Origin of the sequence: Zoogloea sp. (assembly GCF_041908905.1) — a bacterium.
Taxonomy (GTDB): domain Bacteria; phylum Pseudomonadota; class Gammaproteobacteria; order Burkholderiales; family Rhodocyclaceae; genus Zoogloea.
On the sequence record NZ_JAYREK010000045.1, the window covers coordinates 1 to 23,923 of the forward strand.

The following is a 23,923-nucleotide window of genomic DNA, read 5'->3' on the forward strand; positions in this document are numbered from 1 at the left end:
GCTCCGGCCAAGCCGGTCGCTCCGCCGCCGGCCGTCGCGCCGGCGCCCGTAGCCGCCGCCAAGCCCGTACCGGCGCCCGCGCCGGTGGTTGCGGTCGCGCCGCCCGCCGCCAAGCCGGCGGCCCCGGTCCCGGCGCCGCCGCCGGCCGCAAAGCCCGCTCCGGCGGTCGCGGCCGCCCCCGCGGTTCCCGTCAAGGAAGACCCGAAGACCGCCGCCAAGGCCAAGGACGACGCCGGCGTCCAGGCCGCCGCCATCAGCAAGGCGGTCCAGAACTGGGCCGGCGCCTGGTCGCGCAAGGACGTGAAGGGCTACCTCTCCCACTACGGTCGCGACTTCGAGCCGCCCAAGGGCCTCAGCCGCAAGGCCTGGGAAGAAGAACGCAACCAGCGCCTCACCAAGCCCGGCGACATCGAGGTCAACCTCGAGAACCTGAAGGTCGTGAGCGTCAGCGGCGACCGTGCCACCGTCAAACTTCGTCAGCACTATCGCTCGGCAAACTTGTCCACCTCCTCCAACAAGACACTCAACCTCATGTTGCAGGACGGAAAATGGGTCATCGTGCAGGAGCGGGTCGGCGGTTGATGAGCCGGCTGGTTAAATCGATGCGCAACGGGCTGGTTGCGCTGCTGGCGTGCCTGCCCCTCGTCGCCTCGGGGGCTGGCGGCGCGGCGCCGGCAAGCGGCGATCCGGATGCCGCGCTCGGCGCCGTCTTCAAGGACATCGAGCGCAGCCGGCTGTCCGACGCCCTCGACAAGGTCGACGCGCTCATCGCGCGTTACCCCAACTTCCGGCTCGCCCACCTCATCAAGGGTGACCTGCTGCTCGCCCGCAGCCGCCCGCTGCCAGCCTTCGGCGGCACGCCCGACGCCCCGGCCGACCGGCTCTCCGACCTGCGCGAAGAGGCCGTCGCCCGCCTCAAGGCCTACCGCAACCGGCCGCCCACCAACTACGTGCCGCGCTACCTGCTTCAGATGGAGCCGGAGCAGAAATACGCCATCGTCGTCGACACCCAGAAGGCGCGGCTCTACATCTACCAGAACGACAACGGCCGCCCGCGCTTCGTCGCCGACTACTACATCAGCCACGGCAAGCTCGGCGCCGAGAAGAGCCGCGAGGGCGACAAGCGCACCCCGATCGGCGTCTACCACGTGACAGCCAACCTGCCGCGCCAGAAGCTGTCCGACTTCTACGGCAACGGCGCCTTCCCCATCAACTACCCCAACGAGTGGGACCGCCAGCAGGGCCGCGACGGCCACGGCATCTGGCTGCACGGCACCCCCAGCGACACCTACTCGCGCCCGCCCAAGGCCTCCGACGGCTGCGTCGTGCTCACCAACAGCGACCTCGACGCCCTCTCCGGCTACCTGCAGATCGGCCTCACGCCAGTCATCATCAGCAACACCGTCGAATGGCTCAGCCTCGACGACTGGGCCGCCGAGCGCACCGCCCTCAACCGCCAGATCGAAGCCTGGCGCAAGGACTGGGAAAGCCGGGACGTGGGCCGCTACCTCGCCCACTACTCGAAGAACTTCCGCAACAGCGACGGCGGCTTCGAGCGCTGGGCCGAGCAAAAGCGCCTGGTCAATGCCGGCAAGAGCTGGATCAAGGTCGAGCTGGGCAAGCTCAGCGTGTTCCGCAACCCGGGCAAGGAAGACCTCGTCGTCGTGACCTTCGAGCAGGATTACCGGAGCAACAACCTCTCCAACGTCCTCAAGAAGCGCCAGTACTGGCAAAAGGAAGGCGGACGCTGGAAGATCGTCTACGAAGGCTTCGCCTGAGCCCCCTCCTCCCCCTTCACCCACTCCCCTCCGGAACGTCATGAAGAAGCTCTTCGTCGCCCTCGCGCTCGCCTCCCAGGCGTTGATCGCCGCCGCCGCCAACCCGCTGGTCGAGCTCAAGACCAGCGCTGGCCCCATCGTCCTCGAGCTCTACCCCGAGAAGGCGCCCAAGACCGTGGCGAATTTTCTCGAATACGTGAAGTCCGGCTTCTACGACGGCCTGATCTTCCACCGGGTCATCGACGGCTTCATGATCCAGGGCGGTGGCATGAACGCCCGCATGGAAGAAAAAACCACCCGCCCGCCCATCGAGAACGAAGCCCGCAACGGCCTCCGGAACGACGCCGGCACCATCGCGATGGCCCGCACCCAGGACCCGAACTCCGCCACCGCCCAGTTCTTCATCAACCTCGAGAACAACCGCGCCCTCAACTACCCGTCCCCCGACGGCGCCGGCTACGCGGTGTTCGGCAAGGTCGCCGAAGGAATGGACGTGGTGCGCAAGATCGGCAAGGAGCCCACCACCACCCGCGGCTTCCACCAGAACGTGCCGGCCACGCCCATCGTCATCCAGTCCGCCCGCCAGTTGCCCGAAAAGGGCGGCAAATAATCCGCGGCCACGCCGCGTCCCCACCCCATTTCCCACAGGAGCACTCCATGGCTGTCAAACTCACCACCAACCACGGCGACATCGTCATCGAACTGGACGCCGAAAAGGCCCCCGAAACCGTCAAGAACTTCCTCGCCTACGTGGAAGCCGGCCACTACGACAACACCATCTTCCACCGCGTGATCAACGGCTTCATGATCCAGGGCGGCGGCTTCGAGCCGGGCATGAAGCAGAAGGCAACCCAGGCGCCGGTCAAGAACGAAGCCAACAACGGCCTCAAGAACGAAGCCGGCACCATCGCGATGGCCCGCACCCAGGACCCGCACTCCGCCACCGCCCAGTTCTTCATCAACGTGGCCGACAACGACTTCCTCAACTTCAAGGCCGAGAACATCCAGGGCTGGGGCTACTGCGTGTTCGGCCGCGTGACCGAAGGCATGGACGTGGTCAACGCGATCAAGGGCGTCAAGACCGGCTCCAGCGGCTTCCACCAGGACGTGCCGAAGGAAGACGTGGTCATCCAGCGCGCTGAAGTCGTCTGATACGGCTGACCGGGGGCGAAGAGCGCATGCAAGTCCATTTCATTTCCGATCTGCACCTCTGCGCCGATCGCCCTGCGCTCACCGCAGTCTTCGAGCGCTATCTCGCCGGCCCGGCCCGGGCCGCCGCTAGGCTTTACATCCTGGGCGATCTCTTCGAATACTGGGCCGGCGACGACGATCTCGACGACCCGCTGAACACCCACGTGGCAAATCTGCTCGCCGACACTGCCGGGAAGGGCTGCCAGGTGCTCTTCATGCCCGGCAACCGGGACTTCCTCATCGGCACCGACTTCGCCCGCCGCGCCGGGCTGCAGATCCTGGCCGAACCCGCACGCATCGAACTGGGAGACCAGGCCTTCGTGCTGTGCCATGGCGACAGCCTGTGCACCGACGACGTCGCCTATCAGGCCTTCCGCAACCAGGTGCGCAACCCGGCCTGGCAGACGCAGTTCCTCGGCCAGCCGCTGGCCGTACGCAAGCAGATCATCGCCGGCGTGCGCATGAAGAGCGAAGAGGCCAAGTCCGAAAAGGCCGCCGCCATCATGGACGTCAACACAGACGCCGTGGCCGCGCTGTTTCGCGAGCACGGTTTTGCCCCCCTGATCCACGGCCACACCCACCGCCCGGCCGAACATCGGCTCGCGGTGGACGGCCAGCCCTGCGAGCGCTGGGTGCTCGCCGACTGGCGCGAAGAAAACGGCGCCGCCAGCGGCGAAGTGCTGGTGTGGTCCGGGGGCACGCTGCAACGCCAGCCCCTCAAATGAAAAACGGCGCCGATCGGGCGCCGTTTTTTGTCCACCCTGACGACTCCGATCAGGCGTCGATCAGCGCCAGCCCGCGGGCCAGATCGGCCTTCAGGTCATCCACCGACTCCAGCCCCACCGCCACACGCAGCAGGCTCTCGCGAATGCCCGCAGCCTCGCGGGCTTCCGGCGAAATGCGACCGTGGGTAGTGGACGCCGGGTGGGTCAGGGTCGTCTTGGTATCGCCCAGATTGGCGGTGATCGACACGACGCGGGTCGCATCGACAACCTTCCAGGCTTCCGGCCGGCCCCCCTTGACCTCGAAGCTGACGATCGCCCCGCCGCTGCGCTGCTGGCGCTTGGCCAGCTCGTGCTGGGGATGGGACGGCAGACCGGGATAGTGCACCCGCGCCACCTGCGGCTGGGCCTCCAGCCAGCGGGCCAGCTCCAGGGCCGCCGCCGACTGGGCGTCCATGCGGATCTTGAGGGTCTCGAGGCCCTTCAGGATGACCCAGGCGTTGAAGGGCGAAATCGACGGCCCCGCCGTGCGCAGGAACTTCAGCACCTCGTCGACCAGCGCCTTGCTGCCGCACACCGCGCCGCCAAGCACCCGGCCCTGGCCATCCAGGTACTTGGTGGCCGAGTGGATCACCAGGTCGGCACCCAGCTTGAGGGGCTGCTGCAACGCCGGCGAGCAGAAGCAGTTGTCCACCGCCAGCACGGCCCCCGCCTCGTGGGCGATGGCCGCCACCGCGGCGATGTCCACCAGCTCGGTGAGCGGGTTGGAGGGCGACTCGACGAAGAACAGCTTGGTCTTCGGCGTGACCGCGGCCTTGTAGGCGGCCAGATCGGTGGCCGGCACGAAGCTGCTCTCGATGCCGAAGCGCGACAGGATGTTACCGAACAGCTGCTGGGTGGCGCCGAACACGCCGCGGGACACCACCACGTGATCGCCGGCCGAAAGCAGCGCCATCACCGTGGACAGGATCGCCGCCATGCCGGAGGCCGTGGCCACGCAGGCCTCGGCGCCCTCGAGGGCCGCCAGCCGCTGCTGCATGGCAGTGACCGTCGGGTTGGTGAAGCGGGCATACACGTTGCCCTCGACCTCGCCGGAAAAGCGCGCCGCCGCCTCGGCCGCGCTGCCGAAGACGAAGCTGGAGGTCAGGTAGAGCGCCTCGGAATGTTCGTTGAACTGGCTGCGCTCGATGCCGGCCCGCACGGCCAGCGTGTCGATCGCCAGATCGTCCGTCGGGTTGCTGCTCACGTATCGCTCCGGGAAGTGAGGTTCAGGTCCATCTGGCCGCGCCCCTCCTCGCCCGCCGGCTTGGCGGCCGCATCGTTGCGCTGATTCTCGACGCCGGAGAGGTACTCGGGGGTCACGTCGCCGGTCACGTAGCAACCGTCGAAGCAGGAGGTCTCGAACACCGAGATCGCCGGGTTGAGGGCCTTCACGGCCGCCTTCAGATCGTCGAGATCCTGGTAGATCAGCGCATCGGCGCCGATCTCGGCGCAGATCTGCTCCTCGGTGCGGTCGCTGGCGATGAGCTCGCCCTTGGTCGGCATGTCGATGCCGTAGACGTTGGCGAAACGCACCGGGGGCGCCGCCGAGGCCATGTAGACCTTGGTCGCGCCGGCGTCGCGGGCCATCTGCACGATCTCGCGGCTGGTGGTGCCGCGGACAATGGAGTCATCGACCAGCAGCACGGCCTTGCCCTTGAACTCCTGGTGGATCGTGTTGAGCTTCTGGCGCACCGACTTCTTGCGGATCGCCTGGCCCGGCATGATGAAGGTACGGCCGATGTAGCGGTTCTTCACGAAGCCTTCGCGGTACGGCACGTTGAGATGGTGGGCCATCTCCATCGCCGACGGCCGGCTGGAATCGGGAATCGGGATGACCACATCGATCTTGAGGTGCGGCATCGTCGCGCGCAGCTTGCGGGCCAGGAATTCGCCCATCTTGATACGGGCGTCGTACACCGAGATGCCGTCGATCAGCGAATCCGGGCGGGCCAGGTAGACGAACTCGAACATGCACGGCGCGTGGGTTGTCTGGGTGGCGCACTGGCGGCTGTGGAAGCGGCCTTCGGTGTCGATCAGGATCGCCTCGCCCGGAGCCACGTCGCGCACCAGCTTGAAGCCGAGCACGTCGAGGGCGACGCTCTCGGAGGCCACCATCCACTCGGTACCCTTCGGCGTGTCGTTGCGGCCGATCACCAGCGGGCGGATGCCGTAGGGATCGCGGAAGGCCAGCAGGCCGGTGCCGGAGATCATCACGACCGTCGCGTAGGCTCCGCGGCAGCGGCGGTGCACGCCCGACACGGCGGTGAACACCGTCTCCTCGTCGAGGCGGAAGCTCTTGGCGGCGGCCTGCAGCTCATGGGCCAGCACGTTGAGCAGCACCTCGGAGTCGGAGTTGGTGTTGATGTGCCGGAGATCCGACAGGAACATCTCGCGCTTCAGCTCTTCCGAGTTGGTGAGGTTGCCATTGTGGGCCAGCATCAGGCCGAACGGCGAATTCACGTAGAAGGGCTGGGCCTCCTCGGCTGCCGACGCGGAGCCCGCCGTCGGGTAGCGCACGTGGGCGATGCCCCAGGTGCCCGGCAGGTCACGCATGTTGCGGGTGCGGAACACATCGCGCACGAGGCCGGACGCCTTGTGCATGTGAAAACGCCCACCTTCGGCCGTCGCGATGCCCGCGGCATCCTGCCCCCGGTGCTGGAGCACCTGCAGGCCATCATAAAGAAGCTGATTGACGGGTGTTGTCGCTACTACGCCCAGAATCCCACACATTTCAAACCACCTATCGGTATCGAAGTCTTGTTGCCAACGGCTCGGGGAGCCAGGGTCTTGAAGCCATCACGGCGGTCTCGAGGGGCGCCGACAGGCTGGCCTCCCGCCACCAGGCTTCCTTGGCGAAGCCGCCGATTCCGACGAGCAACGCCACTGCAAAAACAATGAGGGCACCCCGCAGGGTACCGAAACAGGCCCCGAGGAAGCGATCGGCCAGCCCCAGCCCGGCCGCCTGCACCAGCAGGCCGAGGAGCCAGCGCACAAGCGCCACCACGACGAGGACACATACGAAAATCGCAAAGAACGTGGCCGGCCCCTGCAGCAATGGCTCCTTGACCCACGCCGCGGCGTAGGGCTGCAGCTCGGGCACGAAGGACTTGGCCGTCACGAATGCCAGTACCCAGGCACCCAGTGCGACGATCTCCGACACCAGGCCGCGCCAGAAACCCAGCAGGGCGGACAACCCGGTCAGGGCCAGCAGCGCGTAATCGAATCCGTTCAAGGGATCACGCTGGTCAGGGCTTGGCCGCCACGGACGCGGATACGCCGAGCACCTTCTGGATGCGTGCCGCCGCCTTGTCGGCCGCCGCCTTGTTCGGGAAGGGGCCCGCACGGACCCGGATCTTGTCACCGAGCTTCTCGGTGTATGAGGGATAGCCTTCAGCCTTCAGCTTGGCCCGCAGAATCGCCACGTTGCCCTCTTCACGGTAGGCGCCGAGGCCCACCACATGGGGCTTGGTGGCGCCGGCCTCTTCCTTGGGGCTGGCGCCGGCAAGCAAGGCCTTCGCGCGTTCGGCCTCGGCGCGGGCTTTCTCGCGCTCCGCGTCGGCCTTGGCCTTTTCGCGCTCCCGTTCCTTGTCGCGTTCGCGCTGCTTCTCGCGTTCCTTTTCCCGTTCCTTCTCCTGTTCCCGCGCCTTCTCCTTCTCCCGCTCCTTTTCCTTGAGCTTGGGGTCGGGCTTGGGCTCGGGTTTCGGTTCGGGCTTGCGGGCGTCGGGCCTGGCGATGTCGGCCTTGGCCGGCTCGCCCTTCCTGGAGGGGGGAATCAGCTCCTCGCCGGGCTTGAAGACCGGGCTGCCGGGCTCGGGGCCGAGCCGGGCACGGGCGCCGTCGTCCACCTCGGGCGCGGTGCTGTCGTCCACCGGCGCGGCCGCCAGGGGCTGAGCCGGCGCGGGAGCCTTGCCGTTGATGACACGGGACGTGAAGTTGCTGCCTTCCTGGCTCGGGATGCGGATCTGCACATCCTGGGAAGGCGGCCTCGGCTCGTGGTCCATGACCATCGGCAACACGATGGCCGCGGCCAGAGCCAGCGCGGCGGAACCCACCAGGCGCCTGCGCGCACGCTTCTTCAGGTCGATCTGGGAATCGTTGTCCGCCATTCTTGCTGCAATACCTATTGCGGCGCCTTCACCACCGCGAGCACGTCGGCGACGGTCAGGAAGGAACCAAAGATTACGATTCTATCACCCTCGGCCGCCCCTTCACGTGCGACCTGGTACGCAGCCTGCGGCGAATCGTGCTCGCGCACGTCGCCACTCACCCCGACCTCCCGGAGGATTTCCGCCAGGCGGGCGGCGCTCAGGCCCCGCGGGCCGGGCAGGCTGGCGAGCAGCCAGTGGTCGACCCGGTCGCGCAGCAGGCGGACGACGCCGGCCACATCCTTGTCCCCCAGCATGCCGAGCACGGCCCAGGTTTCGGGAAAATAACCCATGCTGGCCAGATTTTCGTTGAGCACGCCGGCCGCCTGGGGGTTGTGGGCGACATCGAGGACCACCGCCGGCCGCCCCGGCAGGACCTGGAAACGGCCGGGCAGCTCCACCAGCATGAAACCCTGGCGGATCGCCTGCATGGGCACCGGCAGGATCTCGCGCACGGCCTCGCAGGCGGCCATCACCGCCGACGCGTTGAGCAGCTGGTTGGTGCCGCGCAGCGCCGGATAGGCCAGCCCGCCGCGCCGGCTGCCGCCGGCCAGCCAGAAGGCCCACTGGTTCTGGTCGCCGGCGAAGCCGAAGTCGCGGCCGGTGACCCACAGGCGGGCGCCGATGGCTTCCGCGTGGGCAACCAGGGAGGCCGGCGGCATCGGGTCGCTGCAGATCGCCGGACGGCCGGCGCGGAAGATACCGGCCTTCTCGAAGCCGATCGCCTCGCGGGTGTCGCCGAGGTAATCCATGTGGTCCATCGCCACGCTGGTGACGATGGCGCAATCGGGCTCGAACACATTGACGGCGTCGAGACGCCCGCCCAGCCCCACCTCGAGGATGATCGCATCCAGCCCGGCGCGGCAGAAGGCCACCCAGGCGGCCAGCGTGCCGTGCTCGAAGTAGGTGAGCGGGATCTCGCCCCGCGCCCGCTCGACCTCGGCGAAGGCCGCGACGAGGGCCTCGTCGGAGGCATCGCGCCCGTCGATGCGGACGCGCTCGTTGTACTTGAGCAGGTGCGGCGAGGTGTACAGGCCGACCCGGTAGCCGGCGGCCAGCAGCACTGCCTCGAGCAGGGCGCAGGTGGAGCCCTTGCCGTTGGTGCCGCCGATGGTGAAGACCGGGCAGGTCTGGGGCAGGTCGAGCGCATCACGGACGGCGCGCACCCGGTCGAGACCGAGCTGGATGGACTGCCCATGGCGCGCCTCGAGGAGGCCGAGCCAGCCCTCTAGGGATTCGGGAAGCTGCATGTCAGGCAACGCTGCGGACGGAGGCCTGCCGGGTCAGCAGGGTGAGGAGTTCGGCGAGACGATCGCGCAGCTCGCGGCGATCGATGATGAGGTCGAGGGCCCCCTTCTCGAGCAGGAACTCGGAACGCTGGAAGCCCGCCGGCAGGGTCTCGCGTACGGTCTGCTCGATCACGCGGGGGCCGGCGAAGCCGATCAGCGCGCCCGGCTCGCCGATCACCAGATCGCCCATGAAGGCGAAGCTGGCGGACACGCCGCCCATGGTCGGATCGGTGAGCAGGGTGATGAAGGGCAGCTTGCGCTCGGCCAGCTGGGTGATCGCCGCGGTGGTCTTGGCCATCTGCATCAGCGAGAACAGGCCCTCCTGCATCCGCGCGCCGCCGGTGGCCGTCACGCAGATGAAGGGCAGCCGCTGCTCCAGCGCGGCCTTCACGCCCCGCACGAAACGCTCGCCCACCACCGAGCCCATCGAGCCGCCGAGAAACTCGAACTCGAAGCAGGCCACGACCACCGGCACGGTCTTGATCGCGCCCTGCACGACGAGCAGCGCGTCGGCCTCGCCGGTGTCCTCGTTGGCCGCCGCGAGACGGTCGGGATAACGCTTGGAATCCTTGAACTTGAGCGGATCGACCGGCACCACCTCGGCGCCGATCTCGAAGCGGCCCTCGGGATCGAGCAGCAGGTCGATGCGCTGACGCGCCCGGATACGCTGATGATGGCCACACTTGGGGCAGACGTTGAGGTTGCTCTCCAGGTCGGAGCGGTACAGCACGGCCTCGCAGGCCGGGCACTTGCTCCACAGGCCCTCGGGGATCGCCTTGTTGCGGCCGGAGGGCGTGTCGCGCTTGATCTTCGGCGGCAGGAGTTTCTTGAGCCAGCTCATTGGGCACCTCCCTGCCGGGCGCAGGCGGCATCCATGGCCTCGCGCACGCCCCGGATGAATGCGGTGACGCGGGCCGGGGCCTCGTCACGACCACTCTGTTCGATCTCTTCGATGATGCGGCTGCCGATCACCACCGCGTCGGCGAGGCTGGCGATGCGCGCGGCGGTGGCCGCGTCACGGATGCCGAAGCCGACGCCCACCGGCATGCCGACCTTCTCGCGGATGGCCGGGATGCGCCGCGCCACTTCATCGAGGTCGAGGGTGGCGGAGCCGGTGACGCCCTTCAGCGACACGTAGTAGATGTAGCCGCTGCCGGCCACGGCGACGTCGGCAAAACGCTGCTCGGTGGAGGTGGGAGCCAGCAGGAAGACCGGATCGAGCCCGGCCGCCTTGCAGCTGGCGGCAAACTGGTGGCACTCCTCGGGCGGGTAGTCGACCACCAGCACCCCGTCGACGCCGGCGTCGGCCGCCGCGCAGGTGAAGGGCTCAACGCCCATCGCCTCGATCGGGTTGGCGTAGCCCATCAGCACCACCGGGGTCTCGTCGCCCGTCGCACGGAAGCTGCGCACGATGTCGAGGACCTTGCGCATGCTCATGCCGGCGGCGATGGCCCGCTCGGAGGCGCGCTGGATGGTCGGGCCGTCGGCCATCGGATCGGAGAAGGGAACGCCGAGTTCGATGATGTCGGCACCGCCGGCCACCAGGGCCTGCATCAGCGGCAGCGTCAGCTCGGGGGCGGGGTCGCCGGCGGTGATGAAGGGAATCAGCGCCTTGCGCCCTTCAGCGGCGAGCCGCGCGAAAGTGTGTTGGATTCTGGACATGGACGGATATCGGTGGTCAACGGCCCCGCCGGGTGACCGGGCGGGGCCGTGAGGATCAGAACTGGATGCCGGACTTTTCGGCGACGGTGTGCATATCCTTGTCGCCGCGGCCGGAGAGGTTGACCAGCAGCACCTTGTCCTTCGACAGGGTGGGAGCCAGCTTGGCGGCGTAGGCCAGCGCGTGGGACGACTCCAGGGCCGGGATGATGCCCTCGAAACGGCACAGATCGTGGAAGGCCTGGAGCGCCTCCGAGTCGGTGACGCCGACGTATTCGGCGCGCTCGATGTCCTTCAGCCAGGCATGCTCGGGGCCGACGCCCGGGTAGTCGAGACCGGCGGAGATCGAATGGGTCTCGATGATCTGGCCGTCCTCGTTCTGCAGCAGGTAGGTGCGGTTGCCGTGCAGCACGCCCGGCCGGCCGGCCGACAGGGACGCGGCATGCATGCCGGTGTCGATGCCGCTACCGGCCGCTTCGACGCCGACGAGGCGCACATCGGCGTGCTCGATGTAAGGGTGGAAGATCCCCATCGCGTTGGAGCCGCCGCCGACGCAGGCGATCACGTAGTCGGGCTGGCGCCCGACCATGTCGGGCATCTGCTCGATGCACTCCTTGCCGATCACGGTCTGGAAGTCGCGGACCATCATCGGGTAGGGATGGGGGCCGGCCACGGTGCCGATGATGTAGAAGGTGTCGTGGATGTTGGTGACCCAGTCCCGCATGGCCTCGTTGAGGGCGTCCTTGAGGGTCTTGGAGCCGCTCTCGACCGGCACCACGGTGGCGCCGAGGAGCTTCATGCGATAGACGTTGGCGGCCTGGCGGCGCACGTCTTCGGAGCCCATGTAAACCACGCACTCCATGCCGTAACGGGCCGCCACGGTGGCCGTCGCGACGCCGTGCTGGCCGGCGCCGGTTTCGGCGATCACGCGCGGCTTGCCCATCCGGCGGGCGAGCATGGCCTGACCGATACAGTTGTTAACCTTGTGGGCGCCGGTGTGGTTGAGATCCTCGCGCTTCAGGTAGATCTGGGCGCCGCCGAGCAGCTCCGACCAGCGCTTGGCGTGGTAGATCGGGCTCGGGCGGCCGACGTAGTGCTTGAGCTCGTACTCGAACTCGGCGACGAAGGCCGGGTCGCGCTGGGCCTCTTCATAGGCCTGGCGAAGTTCGGTGAGCGCCGGGATCAGCGTCTCGGCGACGAAGATGCCGCCGTAGGGGCCGAAGTGGCCGCGCGCATCGGGAAGATCGTAGGGGGCATCAGCCATGTGCATGTTGAACTCCGGCAACAAAATCGATGATTCGGGCGGCATCCTTGATGCCCTTGGCCCGTTCCACTCCACTCGACACGTCCACAGCCCAGGGCCGGACGTGCCGGACGGCCTCGGCGACGTTCCCGGCGTTGAGCCCGCCGGAGAGGATCAGGGGCAGAGGCAATTGATCGGGGATGAGCGACCAATCGAAGGTTTCGCCACCGCCTCCGTAGCCTTCCACGAAGGCATCCACCAGCAAACCCTGGGCACCCGGAAAAAGAGCCGCGTATTTTAACAGATCGAGCCCCGGGCGCATCCGCGCCGCCTTGATGTAGGGCAGACCGTGTCCGAGGCAATCAGTTTCCTGCTCGTCGCCATGAAACTGCAGAACCTGCAGGGGCACCTTGTCAAGCGCCTCGCGGACGAACGCCCGGTCGGGGTTCACGAACAGCCCCACGCTGCTCACGAAGGGTGGAACGAGGCGCGCCAGCTCGGCCGCCCGCTCGAAGCTCACGAAGCGTGGGCTGGGCGGATAGAACACGAAACCGATCGCGTCGGCGCCGGCTGCGACGGCGGCGAGCACATCCTCCTCGCGGGTCAGGCCGCAGATCTTGATACGGGTACGATGATGCACGGGGCTCACGGCAGCAGGAGTTGGGGAGGCGCGATGATACGCCCCCCACCGGGCAGCGGCCACTGGGGCGGATAATCGACGCCGCACAGGTAGAGACCGTCCGGCGCGAAAGTCGGCGCCGCGAGGCTGCGGTTGCGCGCGGCCAGCAGCTCCGCCATCCAGCCCACCGGTCTCCGCCCCTTCCCCACGAACACCAGCGATCCGACCAGATTGCGGATCATGTGGTGGAGAAAGGCGTTGGCGTGGAAGTCGAACAGCACGACATCGCCACGCCGCTGAACCGACACCGAATGCATCAGGCGCACCGGCGACCTGGCCTGGCACTCGGCCGCCCGAAAGGAGGTGAAATCGTGCTCGCCGACCAGGCAGGCGGCGGCCTCGGCCATCACCCCCTCGTCGAGCTCGCCGTGGGTCCAGCCGACCCGGCCGCAGGCGAGGCCCGGACGCACCCGCCGATTGATGAGCACGTAGCGGTAGCGGCGGGCCTCGGCGCTGAAGCGGGCATGGAAGTCATCACCCACCTCGACTGCCCACAGCACACTGACGCTATCGGGCAGATGGCTGTTGACGCCACGCACCCAGGCCTCGAGGGGCCGGCGGGCGGTGGTGTCGAAATGGGCCACCTGCATGCTGGCATGGACCCCCGTGTCGGTGCGCCCGGCGCACACGAGCTTGACCTGGGCCTGGGCGATCTGCGCGAGGGCATTCTCCAGGGCGTCCTGCACGGTGCGCCCGTGGGGCTGGGTCTGCCAGCCCTCGAAGGCGTTGCCTGCGTACTCGATACCGATCGCGATCCTCATGCCAGGGCACCCGCGACAAGCAGGGCCACAACGGCGCCGATGAGGAACCGGTCGCGCATGGCCAGCGGCTGCCGGCGCACCCGCAAGCCGACGGCGGAAGGTGCCGCCTCGTCAAGCAGCGCCCTCCAGCCCCCCTCCGGCGGCCGCTCCACATAGGCCATCACCAGCAACATCCGCAGCGCGAGGCGCTCGACGGGAAAACCCAACACGCCCAGCGGCGCGGCAAGGCTCATCAATCCGGACACCAGCGTCCTTTCGTCAATCGTTTCAAGGAGAAGAGCCACCACGACGAGCACCGAGAGCAGGCGCGTGCCATGGCTCGCCGCCAGCGCCAGGCCTTCGCGGGTCGGGCTGGCGTGCCCGAGGGCGGAGACCAGCACCTCGCCGGGCGTGAAAAAGGCAAACAGGACGACCAGGGTGATCAGCAGGAAACGCGCCCGCCGCACCAGCCGCAGGCCACGGCGCCGGGCAAGCAGGAGCCCCAGCGCCACAACGACAAACCCGAGACCCCACAGAATGGGGCCTCGGGCCAGTTGTATGAAAACGATCACCGCTAACCACCCGACGAGGCGCGTCGCCGGGTGAAGACTGGTAAACACTGAACGGGAGGATCCGCTATCGCCCCTCGCGCTCAGGACAGGCGAGCCAGGATGGAGCGGGCCTCGTCGAGTTGCCGGCCGGCGCCTTCGCGCAGGACTTCCTCGACCAGTTCCCGGGCACCTTCCTTGTCACCCATCTCCTCGTAGGCGCGGGCCAGTTCGAGCTTGGTCGCCACTTCCTGCTGCAGCTCCATGTCGAGGGGCGGCTCGGTGGGCGGGCCGGCGTCCGGCATCTCAAGGGCCGTGTCGATCGTCTTGCTGAGCTCCAGATCGATGGCGTTGAGGTTGGTCGAGGTCGCGAAGGACGGCCGCGGCGGCGGCGCCTTGGGCTCGGCCTTCTCGTCGAGCTCGAAATCGAAGTCGAGGAGGCTGCTGTCGAAACTGGTCCGTTCGAGATCGGCGGTGGCGGAATCCACCCGCTCCCGCAGGCCGTCATCGGCCAGCGTCGCGGTCAGATCCACGTCGACGGTCTGGTCGCGGGAATCCACCGTGCGCTCGCCGAACTCGGAGCTGATCTCGAAATCGAGCTCGTTCGGATCGGGCAGCGTGAAGTTGTCGGACACATGCTGGGAACGCGCGGAGGTCGCCTGCAGGTTCTGCGGCATGGCCTCGCCGGCCACCAGCGTCGCCCCCATGGACGAGGGGCTGTGCTGGTCGAAGCCCAGATCGAAGTCGAGGCCGCTGCTGGCCGACGGGCTGCCGCCGCCCAGGGCGACGGTGCGGGCGGTGGTGCCGTCGTCGCTCGGGGCGTTGAGGTCGAGATCGAAGTCGAGGACCGGCGCGCTCGGGGCGGGTGCCGCCTGGGCGTCGTGGGCCCGGTCGATATCCTCGAGGCTGGCGTACTGGTTGAGTTCGCCGGGCAGCGCCCAGGTGTCCTTGAGTTGGGACGGCGATTCGAGCGGATCTTCGTTGCCAAACGGCGCACTGCCGAAGGGCGCCGGCTCCGACGCCATGAAATCGGGTTCGGTGCTGACCCGGCGCCCGCCACCGGCCGAGACAAAACCGGTCTCCGGCATCGAGGTCGCCGCGATCGTGCGCGGCCCCTGGTCGACGGCGCCCTTGGCCACGGTGGCGACCGCCGCCGGCATCGCGCTCGGGCCGGCGGCGACGCCGGGGGCAGGAATACGGTAGAGGGGGCTGTCCGGGTCAACCTTGCGGCCCAGCGCGGCGGCCTTCTCCCAATCCTGGCCATTGCCGCCGGTCAGGGAGTAGAGCTCGGTGGCGGTGGTCTCGAACTGCTTGAGGTTCTTGCGCTGGGCGTAGATCTCGAGCAGCTTGAGGTGCACGCCGGTGCGGCCCGGGTCGGTCTTGAGGGCGTCGAGGAGGATCTCCTCGGCCTGGGCGTCACGACCATAGGCCATGTACACATCGGCCTCGGCGACCGGGTCGACCCCCTCGTCGGTATCGATGGACGACAGGCCGGACTGGCTGAAATCGGTCTGGATCTGGCTGCTGCTGCCGGTATCGACGCTCTGGCCGCCTGCCGCGCCGAACACGGAGTTGGCACCGTCACCGAATTCGGACAGGGCCGGCGTGGTGGTGGGCGCTCCCTGGCCATTGCGGCTGCGGTAGAACTTGTAGGCGCCCCAACCGAGCAGCAGCGCGAGGATGCCTCCGCCGCCGAGCAGCAGGGTGGTGTCTTCGGAAGGCGCCGCGGCCGGCTGGACCTCGGCCGGCGCAGGCTGCGCGACCGGCTTGGGTTCCGGTGCCGGAGCGGGCTTGAGTTCGATCGGCGGCTCCGGCTCCTTGGCGGGCGGGGGCTGCTCCGGCTCGGGCGCCGGGGCAGGTGCGACCGCGGGCGGCGTCTCGACGGCTGGCGGCACCGGTGCCGGCGCGGCGGGCTGGGCCGGCGCGGCGGGCTGGGCCGGCGCGGCGGGTTGCCCGGGGGCATCCGCCTGCATCTGGGCCATGCCCTGGCTCTTGAGCTCGACCAGACGCTGCAGTTCCTTGATGCTCTTTTCGAGTTCCGCCAGGCGCGTGTTGGCTTCGCGGAGGGCCTTGTCGCGGGAGACGAGATCTTCTTCGAGGGCCTGCAGACGCGCAACGGACTTCTCGCCACCGGCGGCGCCGGCGCGCCCGCCCTCCTCGCTCTTGGAGACCTTCAGCTGATCGCTGGAACCGGCGGCGGCGGGCGCGCGGTCCTCGACCTTGGCGCTGATCTTGCCGCCACCACTCTGGCGGGCCGGCGCCTCCTTGGGCGTGGCGGCCGCCGCCTGCTCGGCGAGCTTCTGGCGATAGCGGCCAAAATCGGAGGAATGGGCCACGACCTGCTGGCGAGGTGCCTCGCCGGTGATCTGGCGCACGCCTTCGGCGTCGGGAATGCGGAGGATCTTGCCTGCCTGCAGGCGATTGACGTTGTCCGCGTCGAAGGCCGAGCGGTTGCCCTGGAACAGGGCCGCCAGCATCTGCTCGACGGAGACGCCGTCGGGACGGTTCTCGAGGGCGATCCGGTTGAGGGTGTCGCCCGGCTTGACCAGATAGGTGCGCCCCCCTGCAGCCACGGGGGCTGCCGCCGCCTGACGGGGCGCGCGCGGCGCGGCGGCCCGCCGGTCGGCCTCGGCAGCCCGGGCGTAGCCACGCGATTCCGGGCTTGCAACGACGGCGGCGGCTCGGCCGGCGCCGGTGTCGGGGGGATCGAGGAGGAAGGTGTACTCGCGGATCAGACGCCCGGAAGACCAGTTAAGCTCGACCAGCATGTCGACGAAAGGCTCGTTGATCGGCCTGTCGCTGGTGACGCGGACGACCGCGCCGTTGCCCCGCCGCTCGACGGACATGCGCAGGCCGCTGACGGCTGGAGAATAATCGACACCCGCCTGACGGAAGGCGTCCGCGGAGGCGAGCCTGGCGGTCAGGCTCTGGAGCTCTTCCGGGGTCGCCGCGATTTCCACCTCGGCACGCAGAGGCTGTCCCAGGCCGCTCAGGACGGTGATCCGACCGAGACCTGCCGCACTGGCGCTGAGGGATACGGCACTGACCGCCGCCGCGATCAGGGTGCGTTTTAGACGGCTATTCACAAGTTTCTTAGGCACGAAGGCTGATCATCGAAATCGAGTTATCGATGAACATAACATCATGGATATGGTGAGGCAAGTTCAAGCCGTCATCAGAGTCCCCAAGCTATGCACGAAGACGCAGACCTTAAAGAAAAAAGGCGGCCTGAGCCGCCTTTTTTCAAGCCGTGTCGATGCAATCAGGCTTCGAGGAGAACGCGCAGCATACGACGCAGCGGCTCGGCAGCGCCCCACAGCAGCTGGTCGCCGACGGTGAAGGCGGACAGGTACTCGCCACCCATGGCCAGCTTGCGCAGACGGCCGACCGGGACGGTCAGGGTGCCGGTGACGGCGGTCGGGGTGAGGTCGCGCATGGAGGCTTCGCGCTGGTTCGGGACGACCTTGACCCAGTCGTTGGCGCTGGCCAGCATGCCTTCGATCTCGTCGAGGGGGATGTCCTTCTTCAGCTTGAGGGTCAGCGCCTGGCTGTGGCAGCGCATGGCGCCGATGCGCACGCAGAGGCCGTCGATGGGCACCGCCGGGGAGCCGAAGCCCTCGCCGCGGCCGAGGATCTTGTTGGTCTCGACGCCACCCTTCCACTCTTCCTTGGACTGGCCGTTGCCCAGGTCCTTGTCGATCCACGGGATCAGCGAGCCGGCCAGCGGCACGCCGAAGTTGGACGACGGGAAGGCTTCGTCGCGCATGGTGCCGGCGACTTCGCGGTCGATGTCGAGGATCGCGGAAGCCGGATCGTCGAGGAGTTCCTTGACCGAGCGGTTGAGTTCGCCCATCTGGGACAGCAGCTCGCGCATGTTCTGGGCACCGGCGCCGGAGGCGGCCTGGTAGGTCATGGAGGTCGCCCACTCCACCAGGTCGCGCTGGAACAGGCCGCCGAGGGCCATCAGCATCAGCGAGACGGTGCAGTTGCCGCCGATCCAGTCGCGGCCGCCCTTGGCGAGGGCATCCTTGATGACGTTCATGTTGACCGGATCGAGGATGATCACGGCCTTCGGATCCATGCGCAGCGAGGAGGCGGCGTCGATCCAGTGGCCGTTCCAGCCGGCGGCGCGCAGCTTGGGGTAGACCTCGTTGGTGTAGTCACCACCCTGGCAGGTGATGATGATGTCCATCGCCTTCAGCTCGTCGATGCTCTTGGCGTCCTTCAGCGCGGGGGCTTCCTTGCCGAAGTTCGGCGCCTTGCCGCCCGTATTGGAGGTGGTGAAGAACACCGGCTCGATCAGTGCGAAGTCGTTTTCTTCGCGCATGCGCTGCATGAGCACGGAGCCAACCATGCCACGCCAGCCAACCAGACCCACTTTTTTCATAGTTATCCCCGATGAGATTTGAATTGTCGTGCTGATGCTTACAGCGCCGCGATGACCGCGTCGCCCATTTCCTTGGTGCCCACGCGGCGGGTGCCCGGCTCGTAGATGTCGCCGGTGCGGTAGCCCGCGGCCAGAACCTTCTTGACGGCGCTCTCGATGCGCGCGGCCTGGGCTTCGAGGTTGAAGCTGTAGCGCAGCATCATGGCGGCAGACAGCATGGTCGCCAGCGGGTTGGCCAGGTTCTTGCCGGCGATGTCGGGTGCGGAGCCGTGGCTCGGCTCGTACATGCCCTTGCCCGCGGCGTTGAGGGAGGCCGACGGCAGCATGCCGATGGAGCCGGTGAGCATGGAGGCTTCGTCGGACAGGATGTCGCCGAACATGTTGCCGGTGACCATCACGTCGAACTGCTTGGGCGCGCGGACGAGCTGCATCGCGGCGTTGTCGACCAGCATGTGGGTGAGCTCGACGTCCGGGTAGTCGGCGGACAGCTCGATCATCACGTCGCGCCACAGCTGGGTGGTCTCGAGGACGTTCATCTTGTCGACGGAGCACAGCTTCTTGTTGCGCTTGCGGGCAGCCTCGAAGGCCACCTTGCCGATGCGGCGGATCTCGGACTCGGCATACACCATGGTGTTGAAGCCGACGCGCTCGCCGTTTTCCTCACGGATGCCGCGGGGCTGGCCGAAGTAGATGTCACCGGTGAGTTCGCGGACGATCAGGATGTCGAGGCCGGAGACGATCTCGGGCTTCAGGGACGAGGCGTTGGCGAGCTCGGGGTAGAGAATGGCCGGACGCAGGTTGGCGAACAGCTGGAGCTGCTTGCGAATGCCCAGCAGGCCGAGTTCGGGGCGCTGATCGCGGGGATAGCTGTCCCACTTGGGGCCGCCCACGGCGCCCAGTAGCAGCGCGTCGGCCTCGTCGGCGAGCTTGGAAGTGGCTTCGGGCAGGGGCTTGCCGGTGGCGTCGACGGCGGCGCCGCCGACCAGGGCGAACTCGGCCTCGAAGTTGACGCCGTCGCCACGCAGGGCCTCGAGGACGCGGAGGGTCTGGTCGATGATCTCGGGGCCGATGCCGTCACCCGGCAGAACGCAGATTTTCATGTGGTTTTCCGTTTTTATCGTTGGATTGTGCTGGCGGCGAGGAGCCGCCGGGCGATCAGGCGAACAGCCAGGGCTGGGCAATGCGGCGCTTCGCTTCGAAGTCGCGGATCTTGTCGGCGTGGCGCAGGGTCAGGCCGATGTCGTCCCAGCCATTGAGCAGGCACTCGCGGCGGAAGGGATCCACGTCGAAGGCGATCACCGCGCCGTCGGGCCGGGTGATGGTCTGGGCCTGAAGGTCGACGGTGAGGCGGTAGCCCTCGCTGCCGTGGCACTGGGCAAACAGCGCATCGACCTGCTCGGCGGCGAGCTTGATCGGCAACAGGCCGTTCTTGAAGCAGTTGTTGAAGAAGATGTCGGCGAAGCTCGGCCCGATCAGCACGCGGAAGCCGAAATCCTCAAGGGCCCACGGGGCGTGCTCGCGGGAGGAGCCGCAGCCGAAGTTGTCGCGGGTGAGGAGGATCTCGGCGCCCTTGTAGCGGAGCTGGTTGAGTACGAAGTCGGGGTTCAGCGGGCGGCCGGAGTTGTCCTGGCCGGGCTGGCCGACATCCATGTAGCGCCACTCGTCGAACAGGTTGGGGCCGAAGCCGCTGCGCTTGATCGACTTGAGGAACTGCTTGGGGATGATCGCGTCGGTATCCACGTTGGCGCGATCCATGGGCGCCACGAGGCCGTCGAGTTTCTGGAAAGGCTTCATTTACTTGGCTACCTTCTGGATGGCTTCGCCACCCTTTTCAAGATCCTTGCCGAGGCCCTGCACGGTGTTGCAGGCGCTCAGCAGCGACATGGCGAACAACAGGCCGGTGATGGCGGCGAATTTACGCATGCTCGCCGTCCTCAGGCCAGCGTGCGGACGTCGGCGAAATGGCCGGTGACGGCCGCCGCCGCGGCCATCGCCGGGCTCACCAGGTGGGTGCGCCCGCCAGCGCCTTGACGGCCTTCGAAGTTGCGGTTGGAGGTGGACGCGCAGCGCTCGCCCGGCTCCAGGCGGTCGGCGTTCATCGCCAGGCACATCGAGCAGCCCGGCTCACGCCACTCGAAACCGGCGGCCAGGAAGATCTTGTCGAGGCCTTCGGCTTCTGCCTGGCGCTTGACGAGGCCGGAGCCCGGCACCACCAGCACCTGCTTGACGCTGTCTGCCTTGCGGCGCCCCTTGGCGACCTCGGCGGCGGCGCGGAGATCTTCGATGCGCGAATTGGTGCACGAACCGATGAAGACCTTGTCGACCGGGATCTCGGCGATCGGGGTGCGTGCCTTGAGACCCATGTACTGCAGGGCGCGCTCCATGCCCTCGCGCTTGACCGGGTCGGACTCGAGGGCCGGATCGGGGACGATGCCGTCGATGGCGGCGACCATCTCGGGCGAGGTGCCCCAGGTGACCTGCGGCAGGATCTGCGCGGCGTCGAGCTCGACCACGGCGTCGAACTGGGCGCCCTCGTCGGAGTGCAGGGTGCGCCAGTAATCGACGGCACGATCCCAGGTTTCGCCCTTGGGCGAGAACGGGCGGTCCTTGAGGTAGTCGATGGTCTTGTCGTCAACCGCCACCAGACCGGCGCGGGCGCCGGCCTCGATGGCCATGTTGCAGATGGTCATGCGCCCTTCCATCGACAGGCCGCGGATCGCACTGCCGGCGAACTCCATGGCGTAGCCGGTGCCGCCAGCGGTGCCGATGCGGCCGATGATGGCCAGCACGATGTCCTTGGCGGTCACACCGGCCCCGAGCTCGCCCTCCACGCGGATCAGCATGGTCCTGGACTTTTTCTGGAGCAGGCACTGGGTGGCCATCACGTGCTCGACCTCGGAGGTGCCGATGCCGTGGGCCAGGCAGGCGAAGGCGCCGTGGGTGGACGTGTGGGAGTCACCGCAGACGACGGTCATGCCCGGCAGCGTGGCGCCGTTCTCGGGGCCGATCACATGGACGATGCCCTGGCGTTCGTTCTTGAACGGAAAGTAGGCCAGCGCCCCGACCTCGCGGATGTTGCTATCGAGGGTCTCGACCTGCTGGCGCGAAACCGGGTCGAGGATGCCCTGCTCCCAGTGGTCGGTGGGCGTGTTGTGGTCGGCCGTCGCGACGATGGAATCCACGCGCCAGGGCTTGCGCCCCGCCAGCTTGAGGCCCTCGAAGGCCTGCGGGCTGGTGACTTCGTGAACCAGGTGACGGTCGATGTAGATCAGCGCGGTGCCGTCGTCCTCGACGTGCACCACGTGGCTGGACCACAATTTTTCGTAGAGCGTTTGCGCTTGCATGGGCGAATGAGGGACGTTTAGGGGCAATTAAACTTTTATTATTTCACAGCCCTCGGCCGCTGAGTAGCTTGCTCGTAGAGGGGCATCACCCGCGCCGCGTACTGGGCGAGGTCCCCCTGGCGGGTTTCGTTGGACGGGTGCGTAGACAGCCACTGGGGCGGTCCGCCGTTGGAAGCCTTGGCCATCTTCTGCCACAGGGTGATCGCGGCGCGCGGATCGTAGCCCCCGCGGGCGGCCAGCTCGACCCCCATGCGGTCTGCCTCGGTCTCGTGCTCGCGGCTGTTGGGCAACTGGAAGCTCACCTTGGCCGCCATGCCGATGAGATCGGTGCCGGCCTGCCCCGCCCCCAGCACGGCGCCGAGCACGCTGACCCCGATGTTGGTGACCATGGCCTGGGAAGCCCGCTCACGGGCGTGCTCGCGCAGGGCGTGGGCGATCTCGTGGCCCATGATGGCGGCGATCTCGTCGTCACTGAGCTGCAGGCGGTCGATGATCCCGGTGTAGAAGGCGATCTTGCCGCCCGCCATGCACCAGGCGTTGAGTTCGTTGGAGCTCAGCACATTGACCTCCCACTTCCACGACGGCGCATCCGGCCGGAACACCCCTGTGGCAGGGATCAGCCGCCGCGCCACGCCCCTCACCCGCTCCACCTGGGCAGGATCGCGGTTGAGGGCATTCTTCTGGCGGGCTTCCTGCAGGATCTTCTGGTAGCTCTGGGCCGAGGCCGAGGCCATCTCGCTGGCCGACACCATCATCCGCTGCTCGCGGTCGACGCCGACCACCCCACCATGGGTCGTCTGGACGGTCTGGCAGCCGGTCACGAGCCCCGCCAGCAGCACGAGGGGGAGCACCCCCACCAGGCGGCGACGCAGCACCGCAAGAACTCTCATCATTCCGTTCTCCCGAACTCGAACATGCTCTTCAGACCTGCTCTTCCGCGGAGGGCTCCCGCCAGCCGCCGACGAGCACCAACAAGCCCATCAACGCAAACAGGGCGCCCAGGGAATACGTCCACGCCGATCCGACCCAGTCCCAAGTGTAGCCGCTGAGCACGCCGCCGATCATCCCTCCGGCACCAAAGGAGACGCTGCCGTACAGGGCCTGCCCGCGGGCCTGATGGCGGGCGCCGAACCATTCGTTCACCGCCGCCACCGCCGCCGCATGGTAGGCGCCGAAGGTGGCCCCGTGGAGCAGCTGGGCGAACAGCAGCAGCGCCAGGGAGTCCGGCGCCCAGCCGATCACCAGGAAGCGCAGGATCGCCGTCGCGAAGCTGAACACCAGGATGCCCCGCAACGAGAAGGCTCGCAACAGCTGGGGCATGCCCATGAACACCGCGATCTCGGCCACCACCCCGAGGGTCCACATCCAGCCGACCAGGGTCTTGCTGTAGCCGTGGGCCACCAGGTGCATCGAGTAGAAGACGTACAGCGCACCATGAGCCGCCGACATGAAGAAGCAGGCCAGCAGCAACGCGCGCACCTGGGGCCGCCGCAGGATGGCGCCCAGCGGATCATGGAGCGCGGCAGACACCGGCCGGTGCGCCTCGGGGATCGCCAGCGCGCAGGCCAGGATGCCGCCAAGGGTGGCCAGGGTGACCCACAGCACCGTGCGGACGGGCAGATCGTCGAGCAGATACCCCAGGCCCAGCACCGCCAGGATGAAGCCCACCGAGCCCCACACCCGGATGTTGCCGTAGCGGCTGGCCTGCCCTTCCAGGTGGGCGAAGGTGAGCGCCTCGACGAGGGGCAAGGCGGCGCTCCAGAAGAAGGCCAGGAAGGCCATGCTCGCAAACAGTGCGGCGTAGGCGTCGCTGACCAGGAAGCCCGCGAAGCCGAGCATCGACAGCAGCGCCGACAGGCGCACGATCGGCACCCGCACGCCCAGGCGGTCCGCCAGCGCGCCCCACATCGCCGGGGCCAGCATGCGCATCACCGACATCAGCGACATCAGCACCGCAATCTGCGCCGCGGAGCGGCCGATCGACTGGAGGTAGAGGCTGAAATACGGCGAAAAGGCCCCGACGAAGGCGAAGTAGAAAAAGTAATAACCGGACAGGCGCCAGTACGGAATCATGGGGAGGGCTTCGGGGCAGGACGGCTGTCGGATGAAAAAAAGAGCGCCCGCGAGCGCTCTTTTTTCTGTCCCGGATCACGCCG

At 67.8% G+C, this 23,923-nt stretch carries 23 protein-coding genes and 1 pseudogene; 5 read left to right on the forward strand and 19 right to left on the reverse strand.

Going from position 1 to position 23,923, the window contains the following annotated elements; all coding sequences use genetic code 11:
* The 5 genes and pseudogenes from ACE3OU_RS16835 to ACE3OU_RS16855 form a co-directional block, all read left to right on the forward strand.
* Positions 1-582 (forward strand): annotated as a pseudogene (locus ACE3OU_RS16835) (DUF4440 domain-containing protein); the annotation flags it as partial.
* A complete protein-coding gene (locus ACE3OU_RS16840; RefSeq protein ID WP_374242708.1) occupies positions 582-1,778 on the forward strand; it encodes a L,D-transpeptidase family protein in 1,197 nt (398 codons plus the stop codon). The pseudogene ACE3OU_RS16835 and the gene ACE3OU_RS16840, both read left to right, overlap by 1 nt.
* 40 nt (positions 1,779-1,818) lie before the next feature.
* The gene (locus ACE3OU_RS16845; protein ID WP_374242709.1) at positions 1,819-2,388 is read left to right on the forward strand and encodes a peptidylprolyl isomerase; all 570 of its coding nucleotides are present in this window, start codon (positions 1,819-1,821) and stop codon (positions 2,386-2,388) included.
* Between the two features lie 47 nt (positions 2,389-2,435).
* Complete coding sequence (locus ACE3OU_RS16850) at positions 2,436-2,930, forward strand: peptidylprolyl isomerase (RefSeq protein WP_374242710.1); 495 nt, start codon at positions 2,436-2,438, stop codon at positions 2,928-2,930.
* A 26-nt stretch (positions 2,931-2,956) separates the two neighbouring features.
* Positions 2,957-3,694: a UDP-2,3-diacylglucosamine diphosphatase gene (locus ACE3OU_RS16855; RefSeq protein ID WP_374242711.1), complete on the forward strand. Its 738-nt coding sequence runs from the start codon at positions 2,957-2,959 to the stop codon at positions 3,692-3,694.
* Between the two features lie 49 nt (positions 3,695-3,743).
* On the opposite strand, the gene ACE3OU_RS16860 is transcribed toward ACE3OU_RS16855, so the two are convergent.
* The 19 genes from ACE3OU_RS16860 to ACE3OU_RS16950 form a co-directional block, all read right to left on the reverse strand.
* Positions 3,744-4,937: an O-succinylhomoserine sulfhydrylase gene (locus ACE3OU_RS16860; protein WP_374242712.1), complete on the reverse strand. Its 1,194-nt coding sequence runs from the start codon at positions 4,935-4,937 to the stop codon at positions 3,744-3,746.
* Entirely contained in the window at positions 4,934-6,463 is a 1,530-nt protein-coding gene (gene purF, locus ACE3OU_RS16865; protein ID WP_374242713.1) for an amidophosphoribosyltransferase, read from the reverse strand. The genes ACE3OU_RS16860 and purF overlap by 4 nt, the downstream gene beginning before the upstream one ends.
* A gap of 10 nt (positions 6,464-6,473) precedes the next feature.
* Positions 6,474-6,965 carry a CvpA family protein gene (locus ACE3OU_RS16870; RefSeq protein WP_374242714.1) on the reverse strand — a complete coding sequence of 164 codons (492 nt, stop codon included), beginning with the start codon at positions 6,963-6,965 and terminating at the stop codon, positions 6,474-6,476.
* A gap of 13 nt (positions 6,966-6,978) precedes the next feature.
* The gene (locus tag ACE3OU_RS16875; protein ID WP_374242715.1) at positions 6,979-7,839 is read right to left on the reverse strand and encodes an SPOR domain-containing protein; all 861 of its coding nucleotides are present in this window, start codon (positions 7,837-7,839) and stop codon (positions 6,979-6,981) included.
* A 14-nt stretch (positions 7,840-7,853) separates the two neighbouring features.
* The gene (gene folC, locus ACE3OU_RS16880) at positions 7,854-9,128 is read right to left on the reverse strand and encodes a bifunctional tetrahydrofolate synthase/dihydrofolate synthase (protein ID WP_374242716.1); all 1,275 of its coding nucleotides are present in this window, start codon (positions 9,126-9,128) and stop codon (positions 7,854-7,856) included.
* Between the two features lies 1 nt (position 9,129).
* Entirely contained in the window at positions 9,130-10,008 is an 879-nt protein-coding gene (gene accD / locus ACE3OU_RS16885; RefSeq protein WP_374242717.1) for an acetyl-CoA carboxylase, carboxyltransferase subunit beta, read from the reverse strand.
* Entirely contained in the window at positions 10,005-10,829 is an 825-nt protein-coding gene (gene trpA / locus ACE3OU_RS16890; RefSeq protein WP_374242718.1) for a tryptophan synthase subunit alpha, read from the reverse strand. The genes accD and trpA overlap by 4 nt, the downstream gene beginning before the upstream one ends.
* A gap of 55 nt (positions 10,830-10,884) precedes the next feature.
* Entirely contained in the window at positions 10,885-12,096 is a 1,212-nt protein-coding gene (gene trpB / locus ACE3OU_RS16895; RefSeq protein WP_374242719.1) for a tryptophan synthase subunit beta, read from the reverse strand.
* On the reverse strand, positions 12,083-12,709 hold the full coding sequence (locus ACE3OU_RS16900; protein WP_374242720.1) for a phosphoribosylanthranilate isomerase: 627 nt from the start codon (positions 12,707-12,709) through the stop codon (positions 12,083-12,085). Before ACE3OU_RS16900 ends, trpB begins: the two co-directional genes overlap by 14 nt.
* A gap of 5 nt (positions 12,710-12,714) precedes the next feature.
* Positions 12,715-13,509, reverse strand: a complete 795-nt coding sequence (gene truA / locus ACE3OU_RS16905) for a tRNA pseudouridine(38-40) synthase TruA (RefSeq protein ID WP_374242721.1) — start codon at positions 13,507-13,509, stop codon at positions 12,715-12,717.
* The gene (locus tag ACE3OU_RS16910) at positions 13,506-14,108 is read right to left on the reverse strand and encodes a CbiQ family ECF transporter T component (protein ID WP_374242722.1); all 603 of its coding nucleotides are present in this window, start codon (positions 14,106-14,108) and stop codon (positions 13,506-13,508) included. The genes truA and ACE3OU_RS16910 overlap by 4 nt, the downstream gene beginning before the upstream one ends.
* Before the next feature lie 32 nt (positions 14,109-14,140).
* Positions 14,141-16,996, reverse strand: a complete 2,856-nt coding sequence (locus ACE3OU_RS16915; RefSeq protein ID WP_374242723.1) for a FimV/HubP family polar landmark protein — start codon at positions 16,994-16,996, stop codon at positions 14,141-14,143.
* A gap of 302 nt (positions 16,997-17,298) precedes the next feature.
* Complete coding sequence (gene asd / locus ACE3OU_RS16920) at positions 17,299-18,423, reverse strand: aspartate-semialdehyde dehydrogenase (RefSeq protein ID WP_374242724.1); 1,125 nt, start codon at positions 18,421-18,423, stop codon at positions 17,299-17,301.
* A gap of 38 nt (positions 18,424-18,461) precedes the next feature.
* Entirely contained in the window at positions 18,462-19,523 is a 1,062-nt protein-coding gene (gene leuB, locus ACE3OU_RS16925) for a 3-isopropylmalate dehydrogenase (protein WP_374242725.1), read from the reverse strand.
* Between the two features lie 55 nt (positions 19,524-19,578).
* Positions 19,579-20,217: a 3-isopropylmalate dehydratase small subunit gene (gene leuD / locus ACE3OU_RS16930; protein WP_374242726.1), complete on the reverse strand. Its 639-nt coding sequence runs from the start codon at positions 20,215-20,217 to the stop codon at positions 19,579-19,581.
* Positions 20,218-20,346: an entericidin A/B family lipoprotein gene (locus ACE3OU_RS16935; RefSeq protein ID WP_374242728.1), complete on the reverse strand. Its 129-nt coding sequence runs from the start codon at positions 20,344-20,346 to the stop codon at positions 20,218-20,220.
* A gap of 11 nt (positions 20,347-20,357) precedes the next feature.
* Entirely contained in the window at positions 20,358-21,767 is a 1,410-nt protein-coding gene (gene leuC, locus ACE3OU_RS16940) for a 3-isopropylmalate dehydratase large subunit (RefSeq protein ID WP_374242729.1), read from the reverse strand.
* Positions 21,768-21,805: 38 nt separating this feature from the next.
* Positions 21,806-22,660, reverse strand: a complete 855-nt coding sequence (locus ACE3OU_RS16945) for a M48 family metallopeptidase (RefSeq protein ID WP_374242730.1) — start codon at positions 22,658-22,660, stop codon at positions 21,806-21,808.
* 28 nt (positions 22,661-22,688) lie between these two features.
* The gene (locus tag ACE3OU_RS16950) at positions 22,689-23,840 is read right to left on the reverse strand and encodes an MFS transporter (protein ID WP_374242731.1); all 1,152 of its coding nucleotides are present in this window, start codon (positions 23,838-23,840) and stop codon (positions 22,689-22,691) included.
* Between the last annotated feature and the right edge of the window lie 83 nt (positions 23,841-23,923).

What these genes read in the sequence shown, in the direction of transcription:
- ACE3OU_RS16840 (WP_374242708.1), top strand. Translation starts at nt 582, where the DNA reads ATGAGCCGGCTGGTTAAATCGATGCGCAACGGGCTGGTTGCGCTGCTG.
- ACE3OU_RS16845 (WP_374242709.1), top strand. Translation starts at nt 1,819, where the DNA reads ATGAAGAAGCTCTTCGTCGCCCTCGCGCTCGCCTCCCAGGCGTTGATC.
- ACE3OU_RS16850 (WP_374242710.1), top strand. Translation starts at nt 2,436, where the DNA reads ATGGCTGTCAAACTCACCACCAACCACGGCGACATCGTCATCGAACTG.
- ACE3OU_RS16855 (WP_374242711.1), top strand. Translation starts at nt 2,957, where the DNA reads ATGCAAGTCCATTTCATTTCCGATCTGCACCTCTGCGCCGATCGCCCT.
- purF (WP_374242713.1), bottom strand. Translation starts at nt 6,463, where the DNA reads ATGTGTGGGATTCTGGGCGTAGTAGCGACAACACCCGTCAATCAGCTT.
- ACE3OU_RS16875 (WP_374242715.1), bottom strand. Translation starts at nt 7,839, where the DNA reads ATGGCGGACAACGATTCCCAGATCGACCTGAAGAAGCGTGCGCGCAGG.
- folC (WP_374242716.1), bottom strand. Translation starts at nt 9,128, where the DNA reads ATGCAGCTTCCCGAATCCCTAGAGGGCTGGCTCGGCCTCCTCGAGGCG.
- accD (WP_374242717.1), bottom strand. Translation starts at nt 10,008, where the DNA reads ATGAGCTGGCTCAAGAAACTCCTGCCGCCGAAGATCAAGCGCGACACG.
- trpA (WP_374242718.1), bottom strand. Translation starts at nt 10,829, where the DNA reads ATGTCCAGAATCCAACACACTTTCGCGCGGCTCGCCGCTGAAGGGCGC.
- trpB (WP_374242719.1), bottom strand. Translation starts at nt 12,096, where the DNA reads ATGCACATGGCTGATGCCCCCTACGATCTTCCCGATGCGCGCGGCCAC.
- truA (WP_374242721.1), bottom strand. Translation starts at nt 13,509, where the DNA reads ATGAGGATCGCGATCGGTATCGAGTACGCAGGCAACGCCTTCGAGGGC.
- asd (WP_374242724.1), bottom strand. Translation starts at nt 18,423, where the DNA reads ATGAAAAAAGTGGGTCTGGTTGGCTGGCGTGGCATGGTTGGCTCCGTG.
- leuB (WP_374242725.1), bottom strand. Translation starts at nt 19,523, where the DNA reads ATGAAAATCTGCGTTCTGCCGGGTGACGGCATCGGCCCCGAGATCATC.
- leuD (WP_374242726.1), bottom strand. Translation starts at nt 20,217, where the DNA reads ATGAAGCCTTTCCAGAAACTCGACGGCCTCGTGGCGCCCATGGATCGC.
- ACE3OU_RS16935 (WP_374242728.1), bottom strand. Translation starts at nt 20,346, where the DNA reads ATGCGTAAATTCGCCGCCATCACCGGCCTGTTGTTCGCCATGTCGCTG.
- leuC (WP_374242729.1), bottom strand. Translation starts at nt 21,767, where the DNA reads ATGCAAGCGCAAACGCTCTACGAAAAATTGTGGTCCAGCCACGTGGTG.
- ACE3OU_RS16945 (WP_374242730.1), bottom strand. Translation starts at nt 22,660, where the DNA reads ATGATGAGAGTTCTTGCGGTGCTGCGTCGCCGCCTGGTGGGGGTGCTC.
- ACE3OU_RS16950 (WP_374242731.1), bottom strand. Translation starts at nt 23,840, where the DNA reads ATGATTCCGTACTGGCGCCTGTCCGGTTATTACTTTTTCTACTTCGCC.